We start from the raw sequence: 24,155 nt of genomic DNA, 5'->3' as shown, positions 1-24,155 counted from the left end.
TCACACTATGCCAGAGAAAGTATTATTTGTGGAGGACGAACAAGACCTGGGCAGTTTGGTGAAACAATACCTCGAAACCAAGGGCTTCGATATTGATTGGTACGACAATCCAAAAAATGCGCTGAAAGCTTTTCGCGACAACTACGATCATTATGGCATTTGCCTGCTTGATGTACAAATGCCACAAAAAAGTGGTTTTGAACTGGCAGAAAATATTCAAACCATCAATGAACATTTGCCTTTTGTTTTCCTGACGGCCCGTACCGAAAAGAAGGATCGCCTTACCGGATTAAAAATCGGAGCTGCTGATTATATCTGTAAGCCGTTCGACATTGATGAGTTGGCCCTCAAGCTCAAGAACATCATGAAAATGACTTCGGGCCATGTGGCCACCAAGCCACAAACATCAGTGTTCATGATTGGCGATTTGCTGTACAACCGCGAACAACTCACCGTAACGCCACCAGACAAAAAAATAACAAAGCTCACCAACCGCGAAGCGGAGTTGCTGGAATACTTTTACCAGCACAAAAACAAACGCATTCGCAAAGAAGAAATACTGGTGCGCATTTGGGGCGAAAACGATTATTTCCTGGGCCGCAGCCTCGATGTATTCATTTCCCGGCTACGCAAAATTGTGTCTAAGTCAGAAAAAATAACGCTGAGCAATGTGTACGGTGCAGGTTACATTTTCAATATCAAAGAAGAGGAAGCGTAAGCAACGCTTCGCATGATGCAGCAGGACAGCCCCGCCTGACAATCGTTGTACTTTCCACAGCACAACAACGATTGTATGCAGTATTTGCCTATACTTCATTCGCACTTTTATTCAGCAAGGTTTGCAGTTTTGCTAGCTTGTACATTCCTGCTGCCTAGCAGCTTGATACATGCTCAATTTGCAACTATCCAAAACGACCGATTTTGGTACACCAATGATGGCAAACCCATCAATAGTCAAGGTGGTGGTATTTTCCGTTTTGCCAACGCAACTGGTGAAGAAAAATATTATTGGTACGGTGTACACTATGCAGAAGCAGACAGTTTTCGAAATAATCCTACCAATACTTTTAATCAATGCACATTTGAAGCTGTCACATGCTATTCGTCAACCGACTTAGTGCACTGGAATTTTGAAGCCAATGTACTCAGCAAAAGTGAAGTACTAAAGGATGGCCGTAATACCTGGGTGGGCCGATTGGGCGTCGCTTACCTGCCCGAAACACAACAATATGCCATGCTGGTGCAGCATGGTTCCGAAGTATTGATTGCTGTGAGCAAACAACCAACGGGACCGTTTACATGGCATCGAAAAATCAACATGCAATCTATGATTGGTACCAGCAATACTGGCGACCAAACTGTATTTACCGACGAAAATACCGGCAAATCATTTCTCGTATATTCTTATGGTAAAGGCAGAAACAAAATCTATGTTTCTGAAATTGGAGTAGTCAATGGTCAGGTTGGTTTACTCGATTGCACCAAGGTGTTTGAAGGTGAAAGCCGTGAAGGCAATTGCATGTTTCAATACAACGGTCGTTACTACATGGCAGCCTCCAACATTTATGGCTGGGATGCTTCGTATGCCTATTACCTGATGGCGAATGATATTCGTGGTCCCTACACACCCGTCAACAACATGCAGGTAATGAAAGGTTGCGAATTCGACTATGCACACGTGTCGCAAACGGGCTTTTTTGTAAGCATCCATGGCAGTAAGCAAACCAGCATTTTGTATTGCGGCGATCGCTGGGCCAATTTTGCCGGCAATGGTCTTGGCTATAACCAATGGGTGCCGCTTTCCTTCGAAGACAGTGTGCCCATTTTTCATTCATTGCATGCATGGGACCTGAATGCATCAACGGGAGTTTGGAAAGTAAATCCGCTCAACAATTACGCACTTAATCCCAGTTTTGAAGCTGACAGAAAAGCAATACCCAGTTTGGTAAAACCAGTGCAGCAACAGCTCACCGGCTGGCATAGCGAAGTATTGCAAGGCAACAATATCAGTCTTGATACATCAATTTCACCAATACTGAATCATGCCAATACAACGGCAGAAAGACACATGGTAACAGGGGAACGAAGCTTGAGCATGAGTGATAAAACGGCATTTGAAAGAAAAGTGTACCAAACAATCAGCAGCACATATCATGTGCCCCTGCCCAATGGACGTTATACTTTTTCTGCAATGGCAAAATACAGCGCCGGTATAGAAAAACTGGAACTGTTTGCCACAAGCAATCAGCAAACCTATCGCCTGCCCCTGCACAGCCACACCGAAACATGGCACAGGGTAACCCTGAATAATGTGCTGGTAAAAAATGGACAAGCAGATATTGGTTTTTACATAAAAGCCAATGCTCTTGCCTATTGCCACATCGATGATGTAGCGTTTGTACAAGAAAAGTAATAACTATGAAACAGCTCACCTTGAGGATGCATGTATTGACATTTACTGCCATCATGCTGTTATTGCTACCAGCTGCAGCACAGCAAACCGGACTGCGCATTTCCGAACAAACGACAGCCAATAGTTTTCCGCTGCTGGCATCTGGTAGATCAGCCAAAATACTCACAGACACTGCCGATGCCCGTGTGGTGCAAATAGCTGCTAAAGCGTTTTGTAACGATATTGCATTGCTGACAGGTATAGAACCTGACATGCAACATGAACCAACAGGTAAATACACGGTGATTGCCGGCACTATCGGTCACAATAAATGGATTGATGCTCTTGTAGCATCAAAGCGATTGAACGTAACAGCCATACAAGGAAAATGGGAATGCTTTACCATCACGACTATTCAGCAGCCGTTTCCCGGTACAGCACAGGCACTCATCATAGCAGGCAGCGACAGAAGAGGCACGGCTTTTGGTATTTTTCATTTATCGAGAATGCTGGGCGTTTCACCTTGGGTTTGGTGGGCCGATGCAACACCACAAAAGAAGAAACAATTGTACGTTTCAGGTAGCTATGTTTCCAAAGAACCTTCGGTGAAGTATCGTGGTATTTTTATTAATGATGAAGACTGGGGATTGTTTCCATGGGCGAAACGAACCATGGATACGGATGTTCAGAATATTGGTCCGAAAACATATGCAAAAGTATTTGAACTGCTACTGCGTTTAAAAGCGAACTATATATGGCCGGCCATGCACGACAGTACGAAAGCATTTTACTATTACAAACAAAATCCGAAGGTGGCCGATGATTATGCCATTGCCATTGGTGGCAGTCATTGCGAACCCATGCTGCGCAACAATGTGTGTGAATGGGAACAAACCTTTGAGGAAGAGTACAACAAAAAACCAGGTGAATGGCGATACGATATCAATAAAGATGAGATATACAAGTATTGGGACGACCGCATCAAAGAAGCGGTAAACTATGAATCTGTAGTAACCATTGGTATGCGTGGTGTGCATGATGGTGGCATGCCCGGCCCGAAAGACCCGGATGAAAAAGTAAAACTATTGGAGAATATCATAACCGATCAACGTGGCATTTTGCAGACTAATTTCAAGCGTCCTGCGGAAATGCTGCCACAGATTTTTGTGCCTTATAAAGAAGTGTTGAGCCTATACCGCAGAGGCATGAAGTTGCCCGATGATATAACCATCATTTGGCCCGATGAAAACTTTGGCTATATCCGTCAGTTGAGTACACCGGCCGAACAGCAACGCAGTGGTGGCAGTGGCGTATATTATCATCTTTCCTATTTGGGTGGCCCGCATGATTATACATGGCTTGCTTCCACAGCACCATCATTAATTGCCTATGAAATGACAAAGGCTTACCAGTTTGGTGCAAAACGCTTGTGGGTAGTGAATGTTGGCGATATAAAACCTGCTGAACTCGAAACACAGTTCTTCCTGGATCTTGCCTGGGACATCAACGCATGGACTCCCGAAAAAGCACAGGAGTATGTATTGCATTGGGTAACGCAGCATTTTGGAAAGACATTAGCGCCTGAAATGGCGGCCATCAAAAATGAATACTATCGTTTGGCACAGGAAGCAAAGCCTGAGTTTATGCGTATGCTCACATTTGTACCAGCTGCAAGAGCAGTACGACTAGCCGCTTATACAAAGTTGTATCAACGTACCGCTGCATTGAAAAAACAAATACCAGTAAACCAGCTAAATGCTTTTTTTGAATTGATTGAATACCCTGTAAAAGGGGCATCACTCATCAATCAGAAAATTATTTATGCCCAGATGAGTCATGAATTTCCATTACATGCAAAAGAATTTTCATTCAAGTCGAAGCAAGCGTATGATGAAATAAAACGATTGACACATCATTACAACACCGGTATTGAAAATGGAAAGTGGAACGGTATCATCAGCGATATGCCACGTAATCTTGCGGTGTTTGGTATGCCAGTTGTTGCTGCACCAGAAGTGCTGGAGGGCAGCGTCAATAAATCCGTAGTCTACGACAGAAGATACTTAGACAGAACCGTTGATTCATTTGGTGTGCAAACGGGTCAAGCTTCACTATTGAGCATTCCAGCAACAGCTTTTAAAAACAAAAATGAAATTGCTACAGAAAAGATTATCAGTATAAACGGATTGGGTACCGGTGGGAAAAGCATTTCCCGTTATCCCTTTACCGGTGCATCATTCAAAAAAGATGAATACGGCAAAGCACCGTATGTGGAATATGAATTATCTGTAAATCCCGGCGAATACGAATTGGTATTAAAATGCTTGCCCACTCATGCCATTCATAAAGGAAGAAATCTCGGTATGGCCATTTCCATCAATGATGCTGCCATACAATTTGTTGATATTGATAATCCACAGGAAGACAAACGATGGAAGACAGATATACTGAGAGGATATTCTGAATCGACTTTGCCATTGCATATCACAAATAAAGGTATAACGAAAGTGCGGATTTATTTGTTAGATACAGGATTGGCTTTAAGCAAGGTGGATGTTCGTAATAACTGATAGCGGATATATTCGGGTCAAAGTATTTCATAAGTTTTTTAGTGAGAAGTCCTCTGGCTTTATAACTGACAAAGCATTAAAAGTGATCACAGTTGTGAGTCGTTCAAGAAGGAAGCAATAACCCCGTTGAACGGCGAAACAGGCAACGAGTACTGGCATGTCTTACAGGACATGAACTTCATGCATTATTTATACCATTCAAGCTGAACAAATAGTATTTTCCTTGTAAAATCGGATCCACTCATGCCTTTACGTTTCAATAGCACACAACGCATCCTATTGGCTATTTTTTGCTTTGCCATAGCTATTGTCGGCTTTATGGTAAAGCTGCCTTCTGTATTCCGGCATATCGACAAAGAACTGCATACCAGCTTTTACTTTTTAGCTGCTGCTTTTTTGAATATCCTATTTGCAAAAGCAAAGTTGTGGCGGCACGTACTCATACTTGTGGCACTCTATCTGTTTGGCATTGCAATAGAATACAGCCAAGCCTACTCCAACCAATTATTGCATGCCCGTATACACGGTCGTTACGATCCGGAAGATGTACAGTGGAATCTCAAAGGGCTACTCGCTTTTTCCGCCATTTGGCTGTGCTGGTGGGCAGCAAGGCACTTCTACAAACAGCTGGAAAAACCATCCGAACAAGCAGCAGCGCCTGCCAGCCAGGAACCAACCCCGCAGGTTGCAGATACCCGTCATCAAACACCAAACAATATGACCAAACAGATTTTTATCAATTTGCCCGTGCAGGATCCGGAAAAATCGATGGCGTTGTACAGCGCATTGGGTTTTACCAACAATCCGCAATTTTCCGACGAACAAGGGAAATGTATGCTGTGGAGCGATAGCATTTACCTGATGCTATTATCGCATCAAAAGTTTGCCTCTTTTGCCACCAAACCAATTGCCGATACAAAAGCTGCAATAGCAGGTTTGTATTCGCTTTCGCTCAGCAGCGAAGATGAAGTACATACACTGATGACCAAAGGACTGCAGGCAGGCGGAACAGAGCCGCATGAACCACGCAACTATGGCTTTATGCTGCAGCGAACACTGGTCGATTTCGATGGCCATACTTGGGAGCTTTTCTATATGGACATGTCGAAGATTCCGGCTGCAACAGCAGAAATTTAAAATTGCAACTTCATTAGAAACTTAGTCTTTTTCGAGAATGGCAAGATTCCTCTTCTTAACAGAATTCGTTAATCTATAGCTGCAGAACTTTTGATGAGATATATTTGCAGCCAGAAGACAATCGAATTACAAGTACATCATTTGTTTTTGATTGATCTACGGGGCTGACCGGTTTTGACAGCAAAGATCTTTGAACGTGTAAGCATGCCGAGCGTTGGATAATTAGCTCGATAATCTGAATATTCAAAATTCAAATGGCAATACACAGTATGCCATGGCTGCCTAATCGGAGATTAGCCAGTCATTAGGGCCGCCGTGCAGGTTGACCTGTTACCATGCGCCGCCGCCGACTCAAAAACAAACACAGGTTGCTGCCATCGAAGGCTGTGACGATGGCTTAAGACTCATACAGCTAAGGAATAGATTGGTAGGTTCAGGTCCTGTTTATTCCCGACAACGAATCATGAAATAAGCATGTAGAAAGCGTTTGGCGATTTTGTTTGGACCAGGGTTCGACTCCCTGCAGCTCCACCTGACTGCCAAAAGGGTAATCCGATTCAGGATTGCCCTTTTGTTTTTTATCCAAAACCCTTGATTTTATTGGGATTTCACGAAATATAGTGTTGGTCGAAAAAGTTCGAACTCGGTTTTTTTCCTTGTTGTATAACGCTCCATCAGGAAATAACAAATATTGTAGTTGCTGCTTGCCTACATAATCGGCTGAAACCCATACCTGGCTTAGGTTTTGAGCTAGTTTAAGGCTAGCAGAAACAGCGTTTTCTAAGTTCGAACTACTGGAATCAAAGTCGGGGGCACTTTTCTCGATTTCTCTAAGTTGCTGTGAATACTTGAGTTTAAATTTTTCAAATTGTTCAGCCGAAATCTGGCCCAAAACAAACCGTTCTTCTAAAATTTCTATTTGCTGCTTTAGCTCTGTGATTTGCTTTTTGAGCATACTTAGTTCTTGATTCTGAGAAGAAAGAACTTTCGAAAACTCTTGAATAAGAAGATTTTCCAGCTTTGATTTAATGGTAGGATTGAATTCAAATGATTGAAGGAATTTTATGAATTGCTCATGTACAAGGTCAGCTCGTATCGTTTACACCAACTCCATACTGTCTAACCTTGTAATAATGGATTTTTCGTTTCTTGTTCATGTACCCGGTAAACTGACATCCGGATTTCTCATCTTTTAAAAACACTTTTAGCGGCAGTGCGTCATTTTTTACCTGCTTGGGAATACCACTTAGTGGGTGTCTTTTAAAAATCGCATTAGCCCTTAAAAACGTTTCCTCGTCTACTATAGGCGGATGGTGCCCTCTGATGACTTCTCCATGTATAGCGCCTGAGATAATGTATCCGCAGTAAAAGGGATTTGAAAAGATGTTCGTGAGATTTCGAAGGCGCAATTTTAATCCTGCATTTTGTAGTCTGTTGAGAATTTCAAGGTTGGTGTATCTGCCAGTTGCTTTCCATTTAAATGCCTCAGCAATGAGTTTTCCTGCTTCAGTAATCACAAGTTTATGTTTATCCGCAGTGCACCTTTTATTAAGATTTTCATAACCAGTGGGAATTGCAAAAGGCCAGAATCCTTTCAGTAAAATAGACTTGATACCTTCAGCGCATTTTTGCTTACGCATGTCGTTGTCTAGCTTGCTGAGAAGCATATATAGACCTTCTTGAAACTCACCTGTGGGTGTACTGGAATCAATTTCCTGTGTTATCGACACAACACTAACCCCAAGTTTCTTAAGGTTTTCCAACAGGAAAAGTCCATTCGACCCAGAACGTGAAAACCGATCATAGCTGTAAACTAGAATTGTCGAAATACTACTATCCTTTTGAATAGCAGCAATCATTTTTTTGAACTCTTTTCGCTCGTCAGTTTTGGCTGACTCAAAAGTGCCGCCATACTTTGATTTAATTTGGTAGCCATTCTTTTGAGCGAATTCTTCTATCCGTTCATTTTGCCAAAAAAGGCTATTTCCATTAACCATTTGATCCTTCGACGAAACCCTATTATATGATACACAAACTTTACCAAGCCGATCTATAGACTTTCTTTTGGATTTTCTACCTACTTGACTAAGCAGTTCATTCGCTTTTGACTGATTCATTTTTCGCCATATTTTTTAAAATGATATCTACTAAAATTTTAGCAAACAATTCAATTTGATGATCATCCGTTAATTGTTGTGTTTTAGATCGTGTATCCTCACTTGCAATTTCACAGTCTTTTTCAGCTACTAGTGATTTAATTTCTTGACTGACAGTCATTTGAATATCTGTAGAAGCAGCAATCGGAGGTATTCCGTATTACCACAAAACATATACGAGGTCTGATGTTTTCAGTACCCATAATCCTATATCTTGATTTTTGTCTTAGTTGTTTCTTCTACCACTAACAAATGCCCATCAGCAGAAGAAAACTTGAAGTCCTGAAACTTTCCTTTTTTTAAGATTCCCATCATTTTTTTTCAAATGCTGCTGGATCTAATTGTTTGATAGTTTCAATGAGGATTTCGCCTTTACGCCTATTATTAAGTCTTACCCGAACTTCTTGAATATCTTCCTTTTGTAGCAATTCCAGCAGCGTTACCTCGGCATCTGTAAGATTGAACAGCCATTTAACATCTGCCTTTTTTATGCCAGCGTTATTAATGAATACTTTAGTTATTGGTAACAGCGGAATACTGATGAAAGGATTTTGTATAAAATCTACATAAGCATCTACCATTGTAGATTCAGGTCCATTCAAAACATCCAATACAAAAAAAGACCCGTTAGGCTGAACGAGTAATGAGTAAGGTTTTTTGTTAGACAACATGTTTAGAACTAGCAGGTTAAAAATGGATAAAGTGCTTTTCAATTGACTGAGTACTTCATCCAACTTTTCATTGATAGCCTTTTCAAAATGCTGCAAAACATGAGGATTTATTGATGCAGCTTGGTTTGTTGCTTCGGTAATAATTCTACTTACAAATGCATCGGTAAAGATCATCTCAGTTTGTCGGGTTACCTCCGATTTAAGTGCGGCAATAGTTTCAAGCGGAGCATTTAGTTTCCTCAGCGCCACTACAACCTGAATCCAACAGAAATCAAAGACATTCACCTTGACCCATGATTTTTGTTTGCCTATTTCCGAAGGAAAATCTGGATTATCTAAAATGCCTTTTTGGCGCCAATAAAGAAGTTCCTGACGGGATACGCCCATTTGTGAAACACTAAACCTGGGCGCATATAACTCAGACACATACCTATTTAAAGACTGCGCATCTACTTGGCTTTCATGCAGATACCAATCTGGAAGGGATGAAAAAGAATGCATTTTTTGTTATATTGATATAACAAATATACTAATTTGCATATTAATAAGTCATTTTACTAAAAAAATTTGCAATCCATTTTCTATCACATGGAAGTTTTATTACAAAAAGAAGACAACATCCGTCTCGAAAATGTCCGTTCTGCCAAGAATCCTTTTATCCAAAGGATGCAAGGCAGCTTTACTGCTGTCGGCAGCACCAAACCTATTTCAACAATGATTTGAGAAAAGAGAGACAGGCTGTTTTCAAGTCGTTCTATCAGAAATTGAAAAACAATAGAGACATACTGCTTAAGATATGGTTAAGGCTTAAGGAACTAAACCAACCGTACGCTACGTTAGAAATACTACAATACGAGGCATATGATTTTAGTGTGTATGAAACCCAACAGATAAATATGGCAACTAATCAGCCAGTATATTGGGTGATGGGGTTAGGTTTAGAAGCTGTAAAAGGCTCGACTGATAAATTCTATATCCATTTGAATCAATGATTGTAATCAACCAAGCTTCTGATGTATAATTATGAATTGCTTTCGTTCTTTGGATTACATTCGATACTACACAACATGGCCAAAATAGCATTTGAAGAAACACCAGTTGTGAATTGCTTTCGTTCTTTGGATTACATTCGATACTACACAACCAATAGCATGGCATCACTGATACGCATGCCGGTTGTGAATTGCTTTCGTTCTTTGGATTACATTCGATACTACACAACCCACAGCTTCAGCTTTCAGTTCGATCTGCCGTTGTGAATTGCTTTCGTTCTTTGGATTACATTCGATACTACACAACTGGAGCACATGGGGGTATGAACTGCAAGTAGTTGTGAATTGCTTTCGTTCTTTGGATTACATTCGATACTACACAACTGCAAGTGAAGTTAAAGCAGCGCAACGCCGTTGTGAATTGCTTTCGTTCTTTGGATTACATTCGATACTACACAACTATCTATGAGGCGAAAGGCTTCCTCTTGTGTTGTGAATTGCTTTCGTTCTTTGGATTACATTCGATACTACACAACTATCTATGAGGCGAAAGGCTTCCTCTTGTGTTGTGAATTGCTTTCGTTCTTTGGATTACATTCGATACTACACAACGTCCGCTGTCTTTAAAGCACAAGGCTATGCGTTGTGAATTGCTTTCGTTCTTTGGATTACATTCGATACTACACAACTCGCTGGATGCTCGAAGTACATGTGCTGGAGTTGTGAATTGCTTTCGTTCTTTGGATTACATTCGATACTACACAACAGATGGCAGCACCCGCAAAGCAGGCACATAGTTGTGAATTGCTTTCGTTCTTTGGATTACATTCGATACTACACAACGGCTTTTGAATTGGGTGGTAAGTTGAACCAGTTGTGAATTGCTTTCGCTCTTTGGATTACATTCGATACTACACAACCGAAAAAATCAGCAGCAAGTATCTGAAATAGTTGTGAATTGCTTTCGCTCTTTGGATTACATTCGATACTACACAACGTTGAGCCTGAATACCAATCATGCCGGGTAGTTGTGAATTGCTTTCGCTCTTTGGATTACATTCGATACTACACAACCCGTAGTGAAGTGTATCGCATAGATGGCAGTTGTGAATTGCTTTCGCTCTTTGGATTACATTCGATACTACACAACAATCAACTCTGCACCATTCCCATCATGAAGTTGTGAATTGCTTTCGCTCTTTGGATTACATTCGATACTACACAACTTTTGGGTCTATCCTTTCGCCGTTGGATGTGTTGTGAATTGCTTTCGCTCTTTGGATTACATTCGATACTACACAACACGCTCAGTGTGAGCAATGCACAAGATTTTGTTGTGAATTGCTTTCGCTCTTTGGATTACATTCGATACTACACAACCGAACTATCGGCGGGTTGTTGTTGGTATGGTTGTGAATTGCTTTCGTTCTTTGGATTACATTCGATACTGCACAACATTCCAGGTCATAACTAAGGGTTTGCTATGGTTGTGAATTGCTTTCGTTCTTTGGATTACATTCGATACTGCACAACATTCCAGGTCATAACTAAGGGTTTGCTATGGTTGTGAATTGCTTTCGTTCTTTGGATTACATTCGATACTGCACAACTGGAAGAATTGCAGGACTTTAGCCCCGACCGTTGTGAATTGCTTTCGTTCTTTGGATTACATTCGATACTGCACAACGATTCCCGGTGTAAGCAGTTGTGTGTATAGTTGTGAATTGCTTTCGTTCTTTGGATTACATTCGATACTGCACAACCCGTTTACGTTTACGTTGATCGCCTTGAATGTTGTGAATTGCTTTCGTTCTTTGGATTACATTCGATACTGCACAACGTTGTTCACTTTGAAGAGGATATCCGTACAGTTGTGAATTGCTTTCGTTCTTTGGATTACATTCGATACTGCACAACCATACACATGCGTAGGTATATCGGAGTTGGGTTGTGAATTGCTTTCGTTCTTTGGATTACATTCGATACTGCACAACAGCAGCATTACCGGAGAGCAAGCAAGTAACGTTGTGAATTGCTTTCGTTCTTTGGATTACATTCGATACTGCACAACATGGTCACCTTGCGCAGCGCATTGCTCCACGTTGTGAATTGCTTTCGTTCTTTGGATTACATTCGATACTGCACAACCGCTGCCTGCTGAGCACGTAACCAAGTACAGTTGTGAATTGCTTTCGTTCTTTGGATTACATTCGATACTGCACAACAAGGCCTGAAAGCCAGCGACCCGGAATCGTGTTGTGAATTGCTTTCGTTCTTTGGATTACATTCGATACTGCACAACAACGCCCTACACGTGAAACCAACGAACCGCGTTGTGAATTGCTTTCGTTCTTTGGATTACATTCGATACTGCACAACTTGCATCTTCAGAGATGGCAAGATTATCGCGTTGTGAATTGCTTTCGTTCTTTGGATTACATTCGATACTGCACAACCGAAAAGACGGGTGAGATACTCGACTACCAGTTGTGAATTGCTTTCGTTCTTTGGATTACATTCGATACTGCACAACAATCAATGATAGCCAAAAGAATGACAGTCGGTTGTGAATTGCTTTCGTTCTTTGGATTACATTCGATACTGCACAACGATGAAAAATCAGGTAGATACAACCTGGTGTTGTGAATTGCTTTCGTTCTTTGGATTACATTCGATACTGCACAACAGACTTCGCCAAAGCCCTTGTGGCACAAGCAGTTAGCCAATCGAATGGAATGAAAAAACCGACCATTCTGGCATTGAACAGCCTGCCCGAATGGTCGGTTTTCTCTTTAAGCTAAAACCATAAATCCCTAAAACATCTCCAACTGCTGTGCACCTGCTGGCGTTTTCTCAGGTTCTTTCCCCCGAAATATTTCCATCATGCCAAATTGCTTATCGGTAATAGTAATGATGCCTACATGCCCGTTTGGTGGCAATAATCTTTTTACCCTTTTCACATGCACTTCTGCATTTTCACTACTAGGGCAATGCCGTAAATACATGCTGAACTGAAACATTTGAAATCCGTCTTTCAACATGTCTTTCCTGAATCTCGCAGCATGCTTCCGGTCAAGCTTAGTATCTGTCGGCAGGTCATACATCACAATCACCCACATAACTCGGTAGGCATTTAGTCGGTTTTGAAACATGTTTCTACTTGTACAAACGATTGAATGAGCCAATAAGCCATTATAATGCCGGATAGACAATCTTACGAACGTCACCTGCAAAACACTTGGCAACGCTGCTGGTAGTCCTGGTTACCGCATTCATCAAAGGACTTGTTTGCCCGTCTATCTGTACATCCATGGCAGGTATGGTCAGCAGCTGCTGTTTCATGCCGGGGCTAAGCTCCAAAAAGCGACCATGGTTTCGTACCAATTGGTACACTACGCTATCTACATATGGACGATACGGCTCCATGATATCGTCTGCCAGGCAATACGCATTATACTGGTTGCGGTGATGAATGCCCATCACAGGTAGCAAACCACTACCTACCAATGCACGGGCCACCACGGCCCGCAGGATAGCATACCCATAATTAAGCAGGTTGTTGGGTGGCGGGCCTTCTCTGTTGCGGGTAAAGTCTAAAAAATCAGGAAAAAATCTGCTCCAATAAAACTGCGCAGCCTTGGCCTCGTTATTGCCAGTGTCTCCGCTTTTTACCGACCCGGCAAGTACTTGTAAATACTTACACTCTATCCTTCGCTCCGTTAGCAATGCAGCCTGATTCCGAATTTTAGCTTCAATGGTTTGTGCCCATAATTGCTTTTTGAGTGGCACACTGCAATCCAGCTGCTGCTGAAACCGCTGGCTGTGCAGCGTATGCCCATCCAGCGTAAGCAACAAACCCACCGGATGGTGGGTTTCGTTGCAGGTAATGAGAGCTACATTATTGGCCAGCAGTTTAGCCATGAGTGCCTGACTGATGGTGATTTGCTGATGATCCAATATCACCAGTCCTACATCTTCAATGGGGATACTTTTGACATCCTCGTCTTTCCGCTCTACTACCAGTTGATCGTTGCTGGTTTTGAGGTAAGCCGGATTGCCAAAGTAGAGGGTGCGTTTGATCATTTCTTATTGGAGTTTTACATAACCAAGACGGTCAATAGATAGCTTTGCACAAAAAGTTTTTATTTGAATTTGCCCATTAACTATGTTCTGACTTTTATTATTTGTACCCATTTCATTTTTTAAGATTGGTGAAGCATAAGACATAGGCACGAAATGACCTTCATTTCCGGTACAACTAACGAATTTGTAGATTCGTTCTGCAGGTATAAATCCTTTTCTCAGCATAAAGTTTTCTTGCCGATTTTCAATTTCCTCTTCTGTCATTACATATACCAAATCGTTGGGCGACAAATGAAATAGCAACCGATGGCCTTTTTCGTTCAACTCAGGCACAGGCGGCAACCCTTGTTTTTGTCTTTCTATCACTTCGTTCAAAGGAATAGATGCAAAACTTCTCTTATTGTTGGCATCAGCATACACAGCAAAAAATAGATTGGTACCTTTTGCAGCCTCAACGTATTTATGCTTCTTGTTACCAAACTGCCCAACAGCAAACTTGCTGCCTACTTCAAACACACGAACCTTGTAAATGGGTTGATGCCATTTGCCATCATTGTAGTGAGCAATGTTTTTGTTCAGGTCTTCAATACCCTCCGGCGAAAAAGCAATCTCTGGATTACCAGCTTTAGCTGTAAGGTAATTGGTTAGTATTTTTTGAATACCAGTATCAGTAATAGAATCAATGGCTGACTTATCAAATGAAATGTCAAGACTCTTTCTGGTAGCGGTAATAATCTTACCGGCAGGCACTTTTATACGAGGAAGTATTACTTTACCAGAAACAGTTTCTTTATGCATGGCTTTACGGATAGCCCAATTAACGCCTTGTTGACTGACCCTTTTCTTTTCTTTCAGGCCATCTTCTTCCACCCATTTTTCATAATAGTTTGTTGCCTTATTAATCACCCGTAGGTTTTGCTTAAAACTCACTACAACATGCTCAATCATCGTTTTCGCATCTACAGTAAAACTTTCCCACGGTTTTATAAATTGTTTGGGTACCTCCCGTGTAATCAGTTCCCCGGTTCTGGAATCTACGTATGAAACTTTTTCAAACCTCATCAGCTTTCGCTTGAGATCGTACCGTTTAGTATCCGAATTAGCAGATTGATTGTTGAGTAAATTGACATGGTCACGTGTAGCACAAGCGATGACCAGAGCATCCATTGCATGATGACGGTGATCAATACGCTTTTTGGAGAAACCCCTGGATAGTTCAATCGGCACGGTAGGCAAGTATTTCTGATAGTTTTCATTCCACGTAGTGAAATGACTGGTATTACATATCTGATTTAGCCGCTCAAAGCGTGGCAAGATTAAATCATTCCAAACATCATGTAAGCCCCAGTCCTTTTTGAGCTCTGTAGTAATCTTTCCATTGCCGGGCAATACGTTCTTTGAGTTGAACCCATCATCGTTTGTATCTACACGAACTATTTTCGAGAGCAACGCCGATATATACTTACTGATATAGCGGGTATCATTTAATTGCCGCTCAATCATTTTTTCTGGTATATCCTCAAGCAATAATTTATTACGCTTACTACGGTTTTTGGCATAATGCTGCTTTACAAAAGCTTCATATGCATCTACCTCAAATACTTTAACCTGTTTGCCCAATCCACAATCTACTATACTGCCATGAAATTCTTTGATGAACTCTAAGCCAACGCAATTGTCTTTTAGCTTATTGACAGCAGCTTCGCAAATAACTTTATTACTCATGCTGTCATCAAAATACCTGCTTTGCGGAATGATATGCTCTATTTCATAGTCAGGTGTAAAGAGTTTATTCAAGGGAATGATTTCCCCCGTATAGGGTGACCGGTATTTTTGCTCAAGCCATAACTTGTAGCGCCTGAGCTCAGCAGAAGTGGGTTGTGCAGTTTTGCTGATTTTCAAAATATCTTCTGCAATCTCAATGTCTGAATTTAAAACACCCTCTTCAAAGATTTTCAAAATCTCTTGTTGCGTCGGCGAGTATGGACGTACGTTAGCAACATCAGGGTCCTGCAACATTTCTATGAGCAAAGATTTAACACGTAGGTTCGTATTTTCATTTTCAGTAATTCGCTTCGTCAAATCTGCACGTTCATCAGCTGTGTTTTTCATTTCCCTTCCGAGCTCAATATGAATCTCGTTAAAAAAATCCTTCCGCCCTTCTCCGTATTTAGTCCAAATATCTTTTACTACCCGTAAGGTCTCGGTTACAACCTGCTCTACAATCGGATTACGCAGAGAATGCTGTTTAAAGCCATCCGGATTTTTCACATCCAAAAACCAATGGATATCGTTTGCACTATTCCATTTTTCAGTAGAAGCCGCTTCAGAATGTCGGCCGTATACAATGTATTGAGCCAACCAAAGTGGAATTCCTTGAAAATATTCTTCTTTGGTAAGGTTTATCGCCTTATCCCTTACCTTATCTTTTATGGTTGCATCGTACTCACCTGTTATTATTTTTTGTATCCTCTCTTGTACTTGCTCATGAATATTATCCCAATTCCAATAGCGACCGCAACGCATTAAAGGCAAGAGTTTCTTGATGGCCTTTTCCGAAAATGAACCATATTCATTTTTAAATGGTGCTGTTTTTTTAAAGGCTTCTACAAAAGAAATCTTATCGAGATTATGCTTTGCAGCAAAGCTGTTCAATGCCTTTTCAAATTCAATTTTGTCTGTTACCGAATAGATAATATGCCAAAGCTTGTGCTCTATCTCCTTTGTTAAAAAGGTCTTTTCAACTCCATCTACTTTCTCAAGCCTTGTTGCAATCAGCGAATAAGTTTCATTACAAGGATATTTTTTATCTGCTACATAATTCCAACGATACTGTTGAATTTCGGCCTTCGGCACTTTTTTTACATCGAGCTTTCGCATGAGTAAAAATTCAATTACATGGTGCTGTTCTACTTCACGCCTGCAATTCAAATAACTGAAAAGAGAAACTATTCCATCAACATCAGACAAAAATTCTTGAGTTACATTAAGATCATCTTCTATTCTGTAAATACTGAGGTTATAAATCCACTGCCAAAGCCGAAACTCCTGATAATAGGGATTTGACTTATGAATGGCCTGAATACTTTGAATCTGCGTTACCCCATTTTCCCCTCTCACATTTCTGAATTCAAGAGGGCAGTTTGAAATCGTATTCTTTTTGCTTTTAAGTGGTCGCTGATAAAAAATGATGTCCTCGAGAAACAAATGCAGGAAATCTCTTTTACTTAGAGATGTTTGATGCAGTTCATTATTTCTGTAAAGCTCTCTTACACAATCGTTGTATAATGCTGTATCCTGCAATTCGGCATGAAATTGAATTTGCGCCTTCAGTATTTGCCTCAGTTCTTCTTTGTAAAACTTTCTCTCTATTGTCCGAACCAGCTTACCTTTTATTTTCTGCTTTGGATTTTGAAGCAATGCGTCATAAATATATGCGCCAACAGTTTTATTGGAGTGAATTATTTCTTTCTCAGTTTTCTTTTTCACCAAGGTCCAGTCTGATTCACCGGGTGCTCTGAAACTGCGTTTCACTACACCATCTTTATCAGTTTTGTAAGACCCATCTTCGTTGATATCTGTAGTTACAATAAAGTCTTTGGTTTTGTCTTTCCAGTCGTATAAAGCTATTTTACTGGACCGTCGATATACCCAGCCATTTTCTAAATGAACGGAATACCAAACTTCATTTTTACCTGGTTGTGGAGCATCTGCTACAACATCTACAATTTTCAACGAATGGAACTCAACCAACTTATTTGGCATTTCTTCTTCCTCTTCACCCCTTAATTGGTAGTAGCCTCTTTTTTGATTGAAATTCAATAAAATCCAAGCTAACTCAGCTCGTTCTATTTTTTTAGTAAGCGCCTTTTTTCTCAAGTAATAAAGAGTCCAGTCGTAAGGCACTAAGGCAGGCTCACCTTTTTTGTTGAGCAGTAAGTTGGGCTGTTGTGTTTTAAAATCAGCCAACATTTCCGCAAAGGAATCTTTGAATACAAAACCATGCTCATCATACGCAATTTTAGGTTCTGCTTCATTCTTGAATTTTCCGGGTCTTTTGTCAAAGTCTATTTGATTGTCGAAATGAGCCGGTAAAAAGTTTAAAACATGTAGTACTCTGTGTAGGCGTTCTCGTCTCAATAAATACCGCTCCCTCAATCTCCTCACGCCTCTGTATCCTGTTCTTTCTGCAGTTTGCGATACAGAATTACCTTTTCCAAATTCACCAAAGTATATCCTGAGACATGGGAATAATCCTGCTACCCATTCCTAGTATTGCACCTTTTCGCAGGTCAGTGTCCTGTTCTATTAAAGCCCATCCAATGGAGTTGGTTCCCAAATCCAATCCCAAAATTTTTTTGTTCATATTACGGTAAGGTTTATTTTCATGTTTCGAAAGCAATTCACAATAAGGATTATTCCGTTGTGAAAACATTTAGCGCCTCGCCTATCTGCGGGGCTTTTTTATTCCCTCATGCTGCATCCTATAATACCAACTGTATAAGAATTCATACTGTCCAACCCTGCGCATAAGCCTGGAATAGATTGTGGAACTCACACAACTGATTTTGAACGATCGTGTTAGTGCAGAGGGAATATCCTGAATAAAGCCAATTAAAAAGAGACATTGCAGCCATAAAGCAACCACTTGCATAAAACGGGGTTTAAAATAAGGAGCGTTTCCGACTGGTACAGGTATTCAAACGCCTGCATCACACGCAGTCGTTATGTCATCACGCTCCCAGGCAGTGTTGTTACACCCGTAACTGGGAATTGCTCTACCTAAATATCCTTACTTCCCATATTCCAACAAAATATTTTTAAAGCAAAGTTCCATACCTCTTTGAAGTTCTATAGTTTAAAAAGCAGGAAACGTCATAAATTTAAATGCTTAAAAGATGAAAAGGTAAGGTTTACTGCACTTTTTTGGCTCTACTGAACCCTTCATTTGACATCTGTACAAAAAAATATGCAGCCCGAAAGCTGCATAGGGTGCAATGGCCCGCAATCCTCTGCACTTAAAAAGTAAAGGTTTGCAGGCAATAAAAAATAGCATGGCAGAAGTTGGCTGGCTGTATTCCTGTCATCTGCCAACCATCAACTACCAATATGAACCGCACCACTTTTATAAAAAACCTCATTAGTTTATTCGGCGTAGGCGCACTGCCCAAGGCATTAATAAAGCAGTATCAAAAAGTATATTTGTTGCAGTGCTTTGTTCGGGGCTTTCGGTTTCACCAAGGGCCCAAGCTTTTGGAGCAAATGACGGTGGGCCAGTTGCTGGAGCTTCAGCGGGAGCCACAAAACGAGCATGATGCCTGCGCCATTGCCCTGTACTACTGCCCGCACATGATAGGCTACATCCCAAGAGAAGAAAACGAAATATTGAGCAGGCTCATGGATGCGCAGGTGGTAGAACTGCTGGCAGAAATAACGCATATTGAACCCAAGGCACAAGCCTGGGAGCATGTAGCCATAGCCGTGTATGTGCTCAAAGAAATAACCAACGAGCCTCTGCCGGAAACCGCCAGTTATCTTACCACTATAGAAAGCCCGAATTACCGCACCTTAAGAAGCAGCAACGACCGCCTGACAAGGGTAAGCTATGCCCAACTGGCCCCGCACCACGGACGAAAGGAAATACAAAACGCCGACGACTTCTACATAAGGTTGGTAGACCATAGCGATAACGACAGAGTTTACCAGCTCATCCACGAAGGTTTTAATACTGCTGAAAACATGGAGCTGGCTGTACAGGAATCGAGAATCATCATCAACCGCAACAGGCTGCCGCAAGATTTGCAGCTGGATGATGTGGTAAAAGCTCTGGATGATGAAATAGTAAACATTGATGGCCACTTTGCAGAAAATGGCTATGTGGTGGCCAATATAGACCGGCTGGCAGAACTCTCTGCCCGAATCCAACGCTTTACTGAAGTTACCGACAAAGAAGGCCGCCTGTTTTTTGATGCCATCATGCAGTAGATAGTTATCCGCCATTATTTGTGTCTCACGAATCATGGAAGACATGTCAGCGGCTCCAAATGATATTTGGCAAAAATTGCATTCGCGTATTGAATTCACTAAGCGCAAGCGTAGCCAAATGCGACGACAACAAACTCCGCTTCACAGCGAACTTTTCTTGAATGTAATATCATGTAAACCCAGTGATTTGTGCCTCACGAATAACTACTCTCCCTACATCTAATTCCTATACCCATTAGTGCATATACCGCCATTCACTTGGCGCGGCCGAGCAGCCAGCTCCGGCTGCGCCAAGTGAACGTTTTGGTCATACAGGGTATAATGCCAGACCATTACCCACTCCTGCCAACTTACCAACCTACCACCCTACCACTTTACCAGTAAGCTGGCTAAAAATAGCATCGCAGCAAATCAGGGCAAACAACCCCTTGTTGAAAGGTTCATCAGGTTATACCTTATGAAGCTTTCAAAATTATTTACCTTATGTGCAACCCATTGTAAGGCAAACATTAGCACCTTATCATTTCTCCTTTACCATTTTGAGCGTTTCTCCATTGCTGAAATGCAAATGATACAATCCCGCAGGTAGTTTTTCAATATCTAATGAATGAGGGAAGCTGCCAATAACTTGTTGTATTACCAACCTGCCAGCTGCATCAGTAACCGATACACTTGTCTTTATCAATGAAACATCACTGGAAGAAATTAATACAAGATCTTTAGCTGGATTGGGATGTATACTCAAAGAAAGTCGTGCGCTATTATCAATTGACAAGATTGAACTGTAGGAAAAACGACCATCATTATCAATCAATTTTAGCCTGTAAAAGGTTTTGCCGGAAGCAATTGAACAGTCATTATACTGATACTGATTATTTCCACTCCCTGCTGCTGGTCTGGTTGCAAGAGAATGAAACGCAATTCCATCAACACTTTTTTCTATCAAAAATTCTTTTGTGTTTCGTTCATCCGCTGTTTGCCATTGCAATTGATTGCATGATGCAACGCTGTTACCTGAAAATCTTAATAACTGCAATGGCAATATAGACACCTGTGTTTTTACAAAAAAACCACTGAAGCCGGTTACATCAAAACTTATTTCCCATCTTGCGGCTGCTGCATTCCAGGATATTGCCAAAGCAGCATTATTGATTGTTTGTATCGTTCCCGAATAGGTCTCAGGTAATCCCGTACCATTGCTGCTAGTGCCACCTCTCTTTTCTATGTGAATGTTCGCAATGCCTGCAGCATCTGCCGGGCCTGTTGGAAGCTTAATTGTATTAACAGCATTGAAGTCCGCAAACTCCTGCTGCCTGAAATAAAGCGTTACCCTGCCTGTAGCGGTTGTTGTATTTTGCTGTGGAGTAATTTCATAATGTCGCTTAACGTAGTTAGATGGCTGCACTGTTTCTATCCAAACCTTTGCTGTAACAGTTCCACCTATAGTACAGGCTCCACCCGACTGAACTTCAACTAAGTCATTACTACAATCAGAATAATGTGTAACCCCTGTAGCATTTTGCACAAGCTGAACCGTAGTGTTGACTGATGATATCGAATTAAATGAAGAAGAAGTATACCCACCTTCATAAGCGCCTATATCGATCGTAGTGGTACGAGACAGGTTTAATAAATCATCAGTGGGTGTTACACCAGTACCAGCTCCAATGGCAGGAGACGCACATTGTAAGCGTAGCCCATCATCACCTGTACCCCAAATATTATCTAAACCATCACCATCTGCCTGTGAAACAAAAAGTGGATTTCCGTTTAATGAATTGATTACTGTTGTATTGGTAACAGCAATTGGTGCGCCAGTTGCATCCCGAATAATGCAATTCGTAAAAGTGGGCTGATTAGCTATCATCGTTTCCTGGCTGTAAATTTCATTTCGCCCAGGAATGGATGTTATCGTAGGGCTGTTATTCCAGAATACGCAATTGCGAAATTGACTTTTTGAGAAACCTGAATAAGCAGTTCCCGCATACAAAGACGTATTATTGACAAAACTACAGTTGGTAATAGCTGATGTGTTGTCGGCTGCACCACCCATCGACAAGGCTGCACCATTACTTGCAGTGTTATTATAAAAAACAGAGTTTGTAATCGTAGCGGTACCAACAAGATATAAAGCACCACCTCTCGAACCATCCAAAAAACCAGAACCACTCGAGTTACTATAAAACAAACATTTATTGATTGTAGTTCCAGAACCAATAATGCTTATCCCTGCACCAAACACACCAAAACTGCCACCACCCATTAAAAAACTGTTGCCAGCAAACGAACAGTTTTCAATTGAAGAAGTTGAAAGATAACAATCCATACCTGCTCCCCACGAATCATCGCCTGTATCAGTACAATCAGCACTATTTTCTGTAATAATACAGTTTGCAAAAGTAGTTGCAGAATAGTAATTACTTACGCCGCCACCTTTAAATCTTTCTATACGCCTGCCGCCTACTGTAATGCCGGAGCCGCTCACTGCAACTGCATAACCTTTCATAATTGAAAAACCATCCAGCCTTGTGGCATTTGTACAGTTTACCGAAAGCACCACATGGTATGCATTATCATTTACCGTATTTACAACACCAAGATCCCCACTTAGAATAGTTACATTGCTCCGAACGTTACGTTGCGAAAGCAAGGTTTCCGTACCAGCAAAACCACCATAAATTGTAACCCCATTTTTTAAACTAAACACTTTATCCCGGTTGTTCGAAGGGGTAGTGTTTGCAAACGGGTCATGAGTAGGCAAATAAGTGCCAGCCTTAACCCATATCTGATCTCCACTTGATGCAATATTGATGGCAACCTGTAGATCTTTCTTTGCTGCTGCCCAGCTTGTACCTGCACCTGAATTATCAGGTCGGGCAATATCTACATAATACGTTGTTTGAGCAGTGGCAAAGCAGCTTATGAAAATTGCTATCGCATTAATAAAGAGTATCCCGTATATTATTCGCTTGTTTGAAGAGGTATTCATTGCGGATTGATGATTTTATATGAATCAAATAGTATTCAATGTCACTTGACTATATAGGGGAAAACACCTGTAAACAATATGCCGTCTACTTTAAGAGAATGAAGTTGATTCATACAAGCATTTCTCCCCAATGAGGGCCTGCAATACTTAACATCACCTTGCACATCAGTAAATGCTGTTATTCTTCTTAGTGTATTTGTTGCAGGAAAATAAAGCTCATAATCATACCCGGCAGTGATGGCATATTGAACTTCAATATCTAAATTGACTGCACTTGTAATTCCATCCGCAAAATCAGAATAGGTTGCATTTTTATCTCTGGCCACAAGTAGGGTATCAATTTTATCAGCAAAATTTGTTGCTTGTTGATACCTGCGGATAATGAATGTGTCACTTTCCGCTTTAGTAAATCCAGATACATAAATGTTTTTAATAGAGTAGGTTTCACACACCATTGTTTTACAACAAGAATAAAGTGAAAGTGAAAGTGCTATTGAAAAAGCAAACCCTAAGAGTGTTTTTAAATGGATGAACTTCATGATGTTATATTTAAATGGTAAATAGTCAACAAAGCATTTATACATTGGGGAAGAACTTTCTAGCCAAAAACTTAATGGCGACTTTCATATTTGAAAGAATGAAATAGCTTAAAAGACACTGTGCAATACTTAACCTTCAACCTTTACAAGCCATTAGTCAAACCACAGCAATAATTAGTAATATCATAGTCATTGCTGCCTGTATTGCCCGGAAAAAATAAATATCCATCGCACAACGCAGTAAATCCTATACCCTCGTTTATGCCAGATCGAGTAATAGTTTTCTGCCAACTAATTGTGCATGAAAAACCAACCATAATTCATGTCTCACGAACCAGGAAGTTTCAGCCAACATGCATATTGGCTATACCCGTCATTCTACCTGGCATTGAGCAAATACTTGCCAAACTGCCAACCAGTCAACTTCCGCTCTTTAGCAATAAGTTGGCCCAATATGGCATCATACACATCAAGGCATTAAACTATGGGGAAGAATGAGTCAAGATTCTTCGTTCATACTAGTTGCCATAATATTCTTTAAGCTTTCTCATTAAAGTCCTTACTCCCTTTTGTGTATCTTCTGTAAATGAGTTCGTAAATATGATGTAGGCTACTTTCCTTGTCCTGTCTATATGTGTTAC

14 protein-coding genes, 1 other RNA gene and 1 CRISPR repeat array are annotated in these 24,155 nt (G+C 41.0%); of the genes, 7 read left to right on the top strand and 8 right to left on the bottom strand.

Features of this window, described 5'->3' with window-relative positions; translation table 11 throughout:
- Positions 1-7 precede the first annotated feature (7 nt).
- The 5 genes from GLV81_RS04970 (at position 8) to ssrA (ending at position 6,633) form a co-directional block, all read left to right on the top strand.
- On the top strand, positions 8-718 hold the full coding sequence (locus GLV81_RS04970) for a response regulator transcription factor (RefSeq protein WP_157477394.1): 711 nt from the start codon (positions 8-10) through the stop codon (positions 716-718).
- Positions 719-880: 162 nt separating this feature from the next.
- The gene (locus tag GLV81_RS04965) at positions 881-2,413 is read left to right on the top strand and encodes a family 43 glycosylhydrolase (protein WP_197428948.1); all 1,533 of its coding nucleotides are present in this window, start codon (positions 881-883) and stop codon (positions 2,411-2,413) included.
- Positions 2,414-2,418: 5 nt separating this feature from the next.
- Positions 2,419-4,962 carry a glycosyl hydrolase 115 family protein gene (locus tag GLV81_RS04960; protein WP_157477392.1) on the top strand — a complete coding sequence of 848 codons (2,544 nt, stop codon included), beginning with the start codon at positions 2,419-2,421 and terminating at the stop codon, positions 4,960-4,962.
- A 243-nt stretch (positions 4,963-5,205) separates the two neighbouring features.
- Complete coding sequence (locus GLV81_RS19990; protein ID WP_246186256.1) at positions 5,206-6,099, top strand: hypothetical protein; 894 nt, start codon at positions 5,206-5,208, stop codon at positions 6,097-6,099.
- Positions 6,100-6,259: 160 nt separating this feature from the next.
- Positions 6,260-6,633, top strand: a transfer-messenger RNA (tmRNA) gene (gene ssrA, locus GLV81_RS04950).
- 551 nt (positions 6,634-7,184) lie between these two features.
- Here ssrA and GLV81_RS04945 read toward each other — a convergent pair.
- From GLV81_RS04945 to GLV81_RS04935, 3 genes are all read right to left on the bottom strand, one after another.
- The gene (locus GLV81_RS04945) at positions 7,185-8,216 is read right to left on the bottom strand and encodes a recombinase family protein (RefSeq protein WP_157477390.1); all 1,032 of its coding nucleotides are present in this window, start codon (positions 8,214-8,216) and stop codon (positions 7,185-7,187) included.
- Positions 8,194-8,376 (bottom strand): hypothetical protein, encoded by a 183-nt coding sequence (locus GLV81_RS04940; protein WP_157477388.1) that lies wholly within the window; start codon positions 8,374-8,376, stop codon positions 8,194-8,196. The genes GLV81_RS04945 and GLV81_RS04940 overlap by 23 nt, the downstream gene beginning before the upstream one ends.
- A gap of 190 nt (positions 8,377-8,566) precedes the next feature.
- A complete protein-coding gene (locus tag GLV81_RS04935; protein WP_157477386.1) occupies positions 8,567-9,427 on the bottom strand; it encodes a hypothetical protein in 861 nt (286 codons plus the stop codon).
- An 87-nt stretch (positions 9,428-9,514) separates the two neighbouring features.
- Between GLV81_RS04935 and GLV81_RS21090 the strand changes: the two genes are divergently transcribed.
- Complete coding sequence (locus GLV81_RS21090; protein ID WP_281350788.1) at positions 9,515-9,649, top strand: hypothetical protein; 135 nt, start codon at positions 9,515-9,517, stop codon at positions 9,647-9,649.
- A 297-nt stretch (positions 9,650-9,946) separates the two neighbouring features.
- A CRISPR array of direct repeats spans positions 9,947-12,604; the repeat unit is 47 nt; unit sequence GTTGTGAATTGCTTTCGTTCTTTGGATTACATTCGATACTGCACAAC.
- A gap of 127 nt (positions 12,605-12,731) precedes the next feature.
- On the opposite strand, the gene cas2 is transcribed toward GLV81_RS21090, so the two are convergent.
- The 3 genes from cas2 to cas9 all read right to left on the bottom strand — a co-directional run bounded on the left by cas2 (position 12,732) and on the right by cas9 (position 18,237).
- Positions 12,732-13,037, bottom strand: coding sequence for a CRISPR-associated endonuclease Cas2 (gene cas2 / locus GLV81_RS04930; RefSeq protein ID WP_281350787.1), 306 nt, complete (start codon positions 13,035-13,037; stop codon positions 12,732-12,734).
- A 73-nt stretch (positions 13,038-13,110) separates the two neighbouring features.
- Positions 13,111-14,001 (bottom strand): type II CRISPR-associated endonuclease Cas1, encoded by an 891-nt coding sequence (cas1, locus tag GLV81_RS04925; protein ID WP_157477383.1) that lies wholly within the window; start codon positions 13,999-14,001, stop codon positions 13,111-13,113.
- A 3-nt stretch (positions 14,002-14,004) separates the two neighbouring features.
- A complete protein-coding gene (gene cas9, locus GLV81_RS04920; RefSeq protein WP_281350820.1) occupies positions 14,005-18,237 on the bottom strand; it encodes a type II CRISPR RNA-guided endonuclease Cas9 in 4,233 nt (1,410 codons plus the stop codon).
- An 873-nt stretch (positions 18,238-19,110) separates the two neighbouring features.
- On the opposite strand from cas9, the gene GLV81_RS04915 reads away from it, so the two are divergent.
- On the top strand, positions 19,111-19,986 hold the full coding sequence (locus GLV81_RS04915) for an HIRAN domain-containing protein (RefSeq protein WP_157477381.1): 876 nt from the start codon (positions 19,111-19,113) through the stop codon (positions 19,984-19,986).
- A 520-nt stretch (positions 19,987-20,506) separates the two neighbouring features.
- Here the strand turns inward: GLV81_RS04915 and GLV81_RS04910 are convergent.
- The gene (locus tag GLV81_RS04910; RefSeq protein ID WP_157477379.1) at positions 20,507-22,975 is read right to left on the bottom strand and encodes a T9SS type A sorting domain-containing protein; all 2,469 of its coding nucleotides are present in this window, start codon (positions 22,973-22,975) and stop codon (positions 20,507-20,509) included.
- A 41-nt stretch (positions 22,976-23,016) separates the two neighbouring features.
- The gene (locus tag GLV81_RS04905; RefSeq protein ID WP_157477377.1) at positions 23,017-23,514 is read right to left on the bottom strand and encodes a hypothetical protein; all 498 of its coding nucleotides are present in this window, start codon (positions 23,512-23,514) and stop codon (positions 23,017-23,019) included.
- Positions 23,515-24,155 lie beyond the last annotated feature (641 nt).

It is taken from the genome of Phnomibacter ginsenosidimutans (assembly GCF_009740285.1).
Lineage (GTDB): Bacteria > Bacteroidota > Bacteroidia > Chitinophagales > Chitinophagaceae > Phnomibacter > Phnomibacter ginsenosidimutans.
The sequence above is the reverse complement of the archived record's forward strand: the minus strand, read 5'-3'. Positions and strand labels throughout refer to the sequence as shown.

What these genes read in the sequence shown, in the direction of transcription:
- GLV81_RS04970 (WP_157477394.1), top strand. Translation starts at nt 8, where the DNA reads ATGCCAGAGAAAGTATTATTTGTGGAGGACGAACAAGACCTGGGCAGT.
- GLV81_RS04960 (WP_157477392.1), top strand. Translation starts at nt 2,419, where the DNA reads ATGAAACAGCTCACCTTGAGGATGCATGTATTGACATTTACTGCCATC.
- GLV81_RS19990 (WP_246186256.1), top strand. Translation starts at nt 5,206, where the DNA reads ATGCCTTTACGTTTCAATAGCACACAACGCATCCTATTGGCTATTTTT.
- GLV81_RS04945 (WP_157477390.1), bottom strand. Translation starts at nt 8,216, where the DNA reads ATGAATCAGTCAAAAGCGAATGAACTGCTTAGTCAAGTAGGTAGAAAA.
- GLV81_RS04940 (WP_157477388.1), bottom strand. Translation starts at nt 8,376, where the DNA reads ATGACTGTCAGTCAAGAAATTAAATCACTAGTAGCTGAAAAAGACTGT.
- GLV81_RS04935 (WP_157477386.1), bottom strand. Translation starts at nt 9,427, where the DNA reads ATGCATTCTTTTTCATCCCTTCCAGATTGGTATCTGCATGAAAGCCAA.
- GLV81_RS21090 (WP_281350788.1), top strand. Translation starts at nt 9,515, where the DNA reads ATGGAAGTTTTATTACAAAAAGAAGACAACATCCGTCTCGAAAATGTC.
- cas2 (WP_281350787.1), bottom strand. Translation starts at nt 13,037, where the DNA reads ATGTGGGTGATTGTGATGTATGACCTGCCGACAGATACTAAGCTTGAC.
- cas1 (WP_157477383.1), bottom strand. Translation starts at nt 14,001, where the DNA reads ATGATCAAACGCACCCTCTACTTTGGCAATCCGGCTTACCTCAAAACC.
- GLV81_RS04915 (WP_157477381.1), top strand. Translation starts at nt 19,111, where the DNA reads ATGAACCGCACCACTTTTATAAAAAACCTCATTAGTTTATTCGGCGTA.
- GLV81_RS04910 (WP_157477379.1), bottom strand. Translation starts at nt 22,975, where the DNA reads ATGAATACCTCTTCAAACAAGCGAATAATATACGGGATACTCTTTATT.
- GLV81_RS04905 (WP_157477377.1), bottom strand. Translation starts at nt 23,514, where the DNA reads ATGAAGTTCATCCATTTAAAAACACTCTTAGGGTTTGCTTTTTCAATA.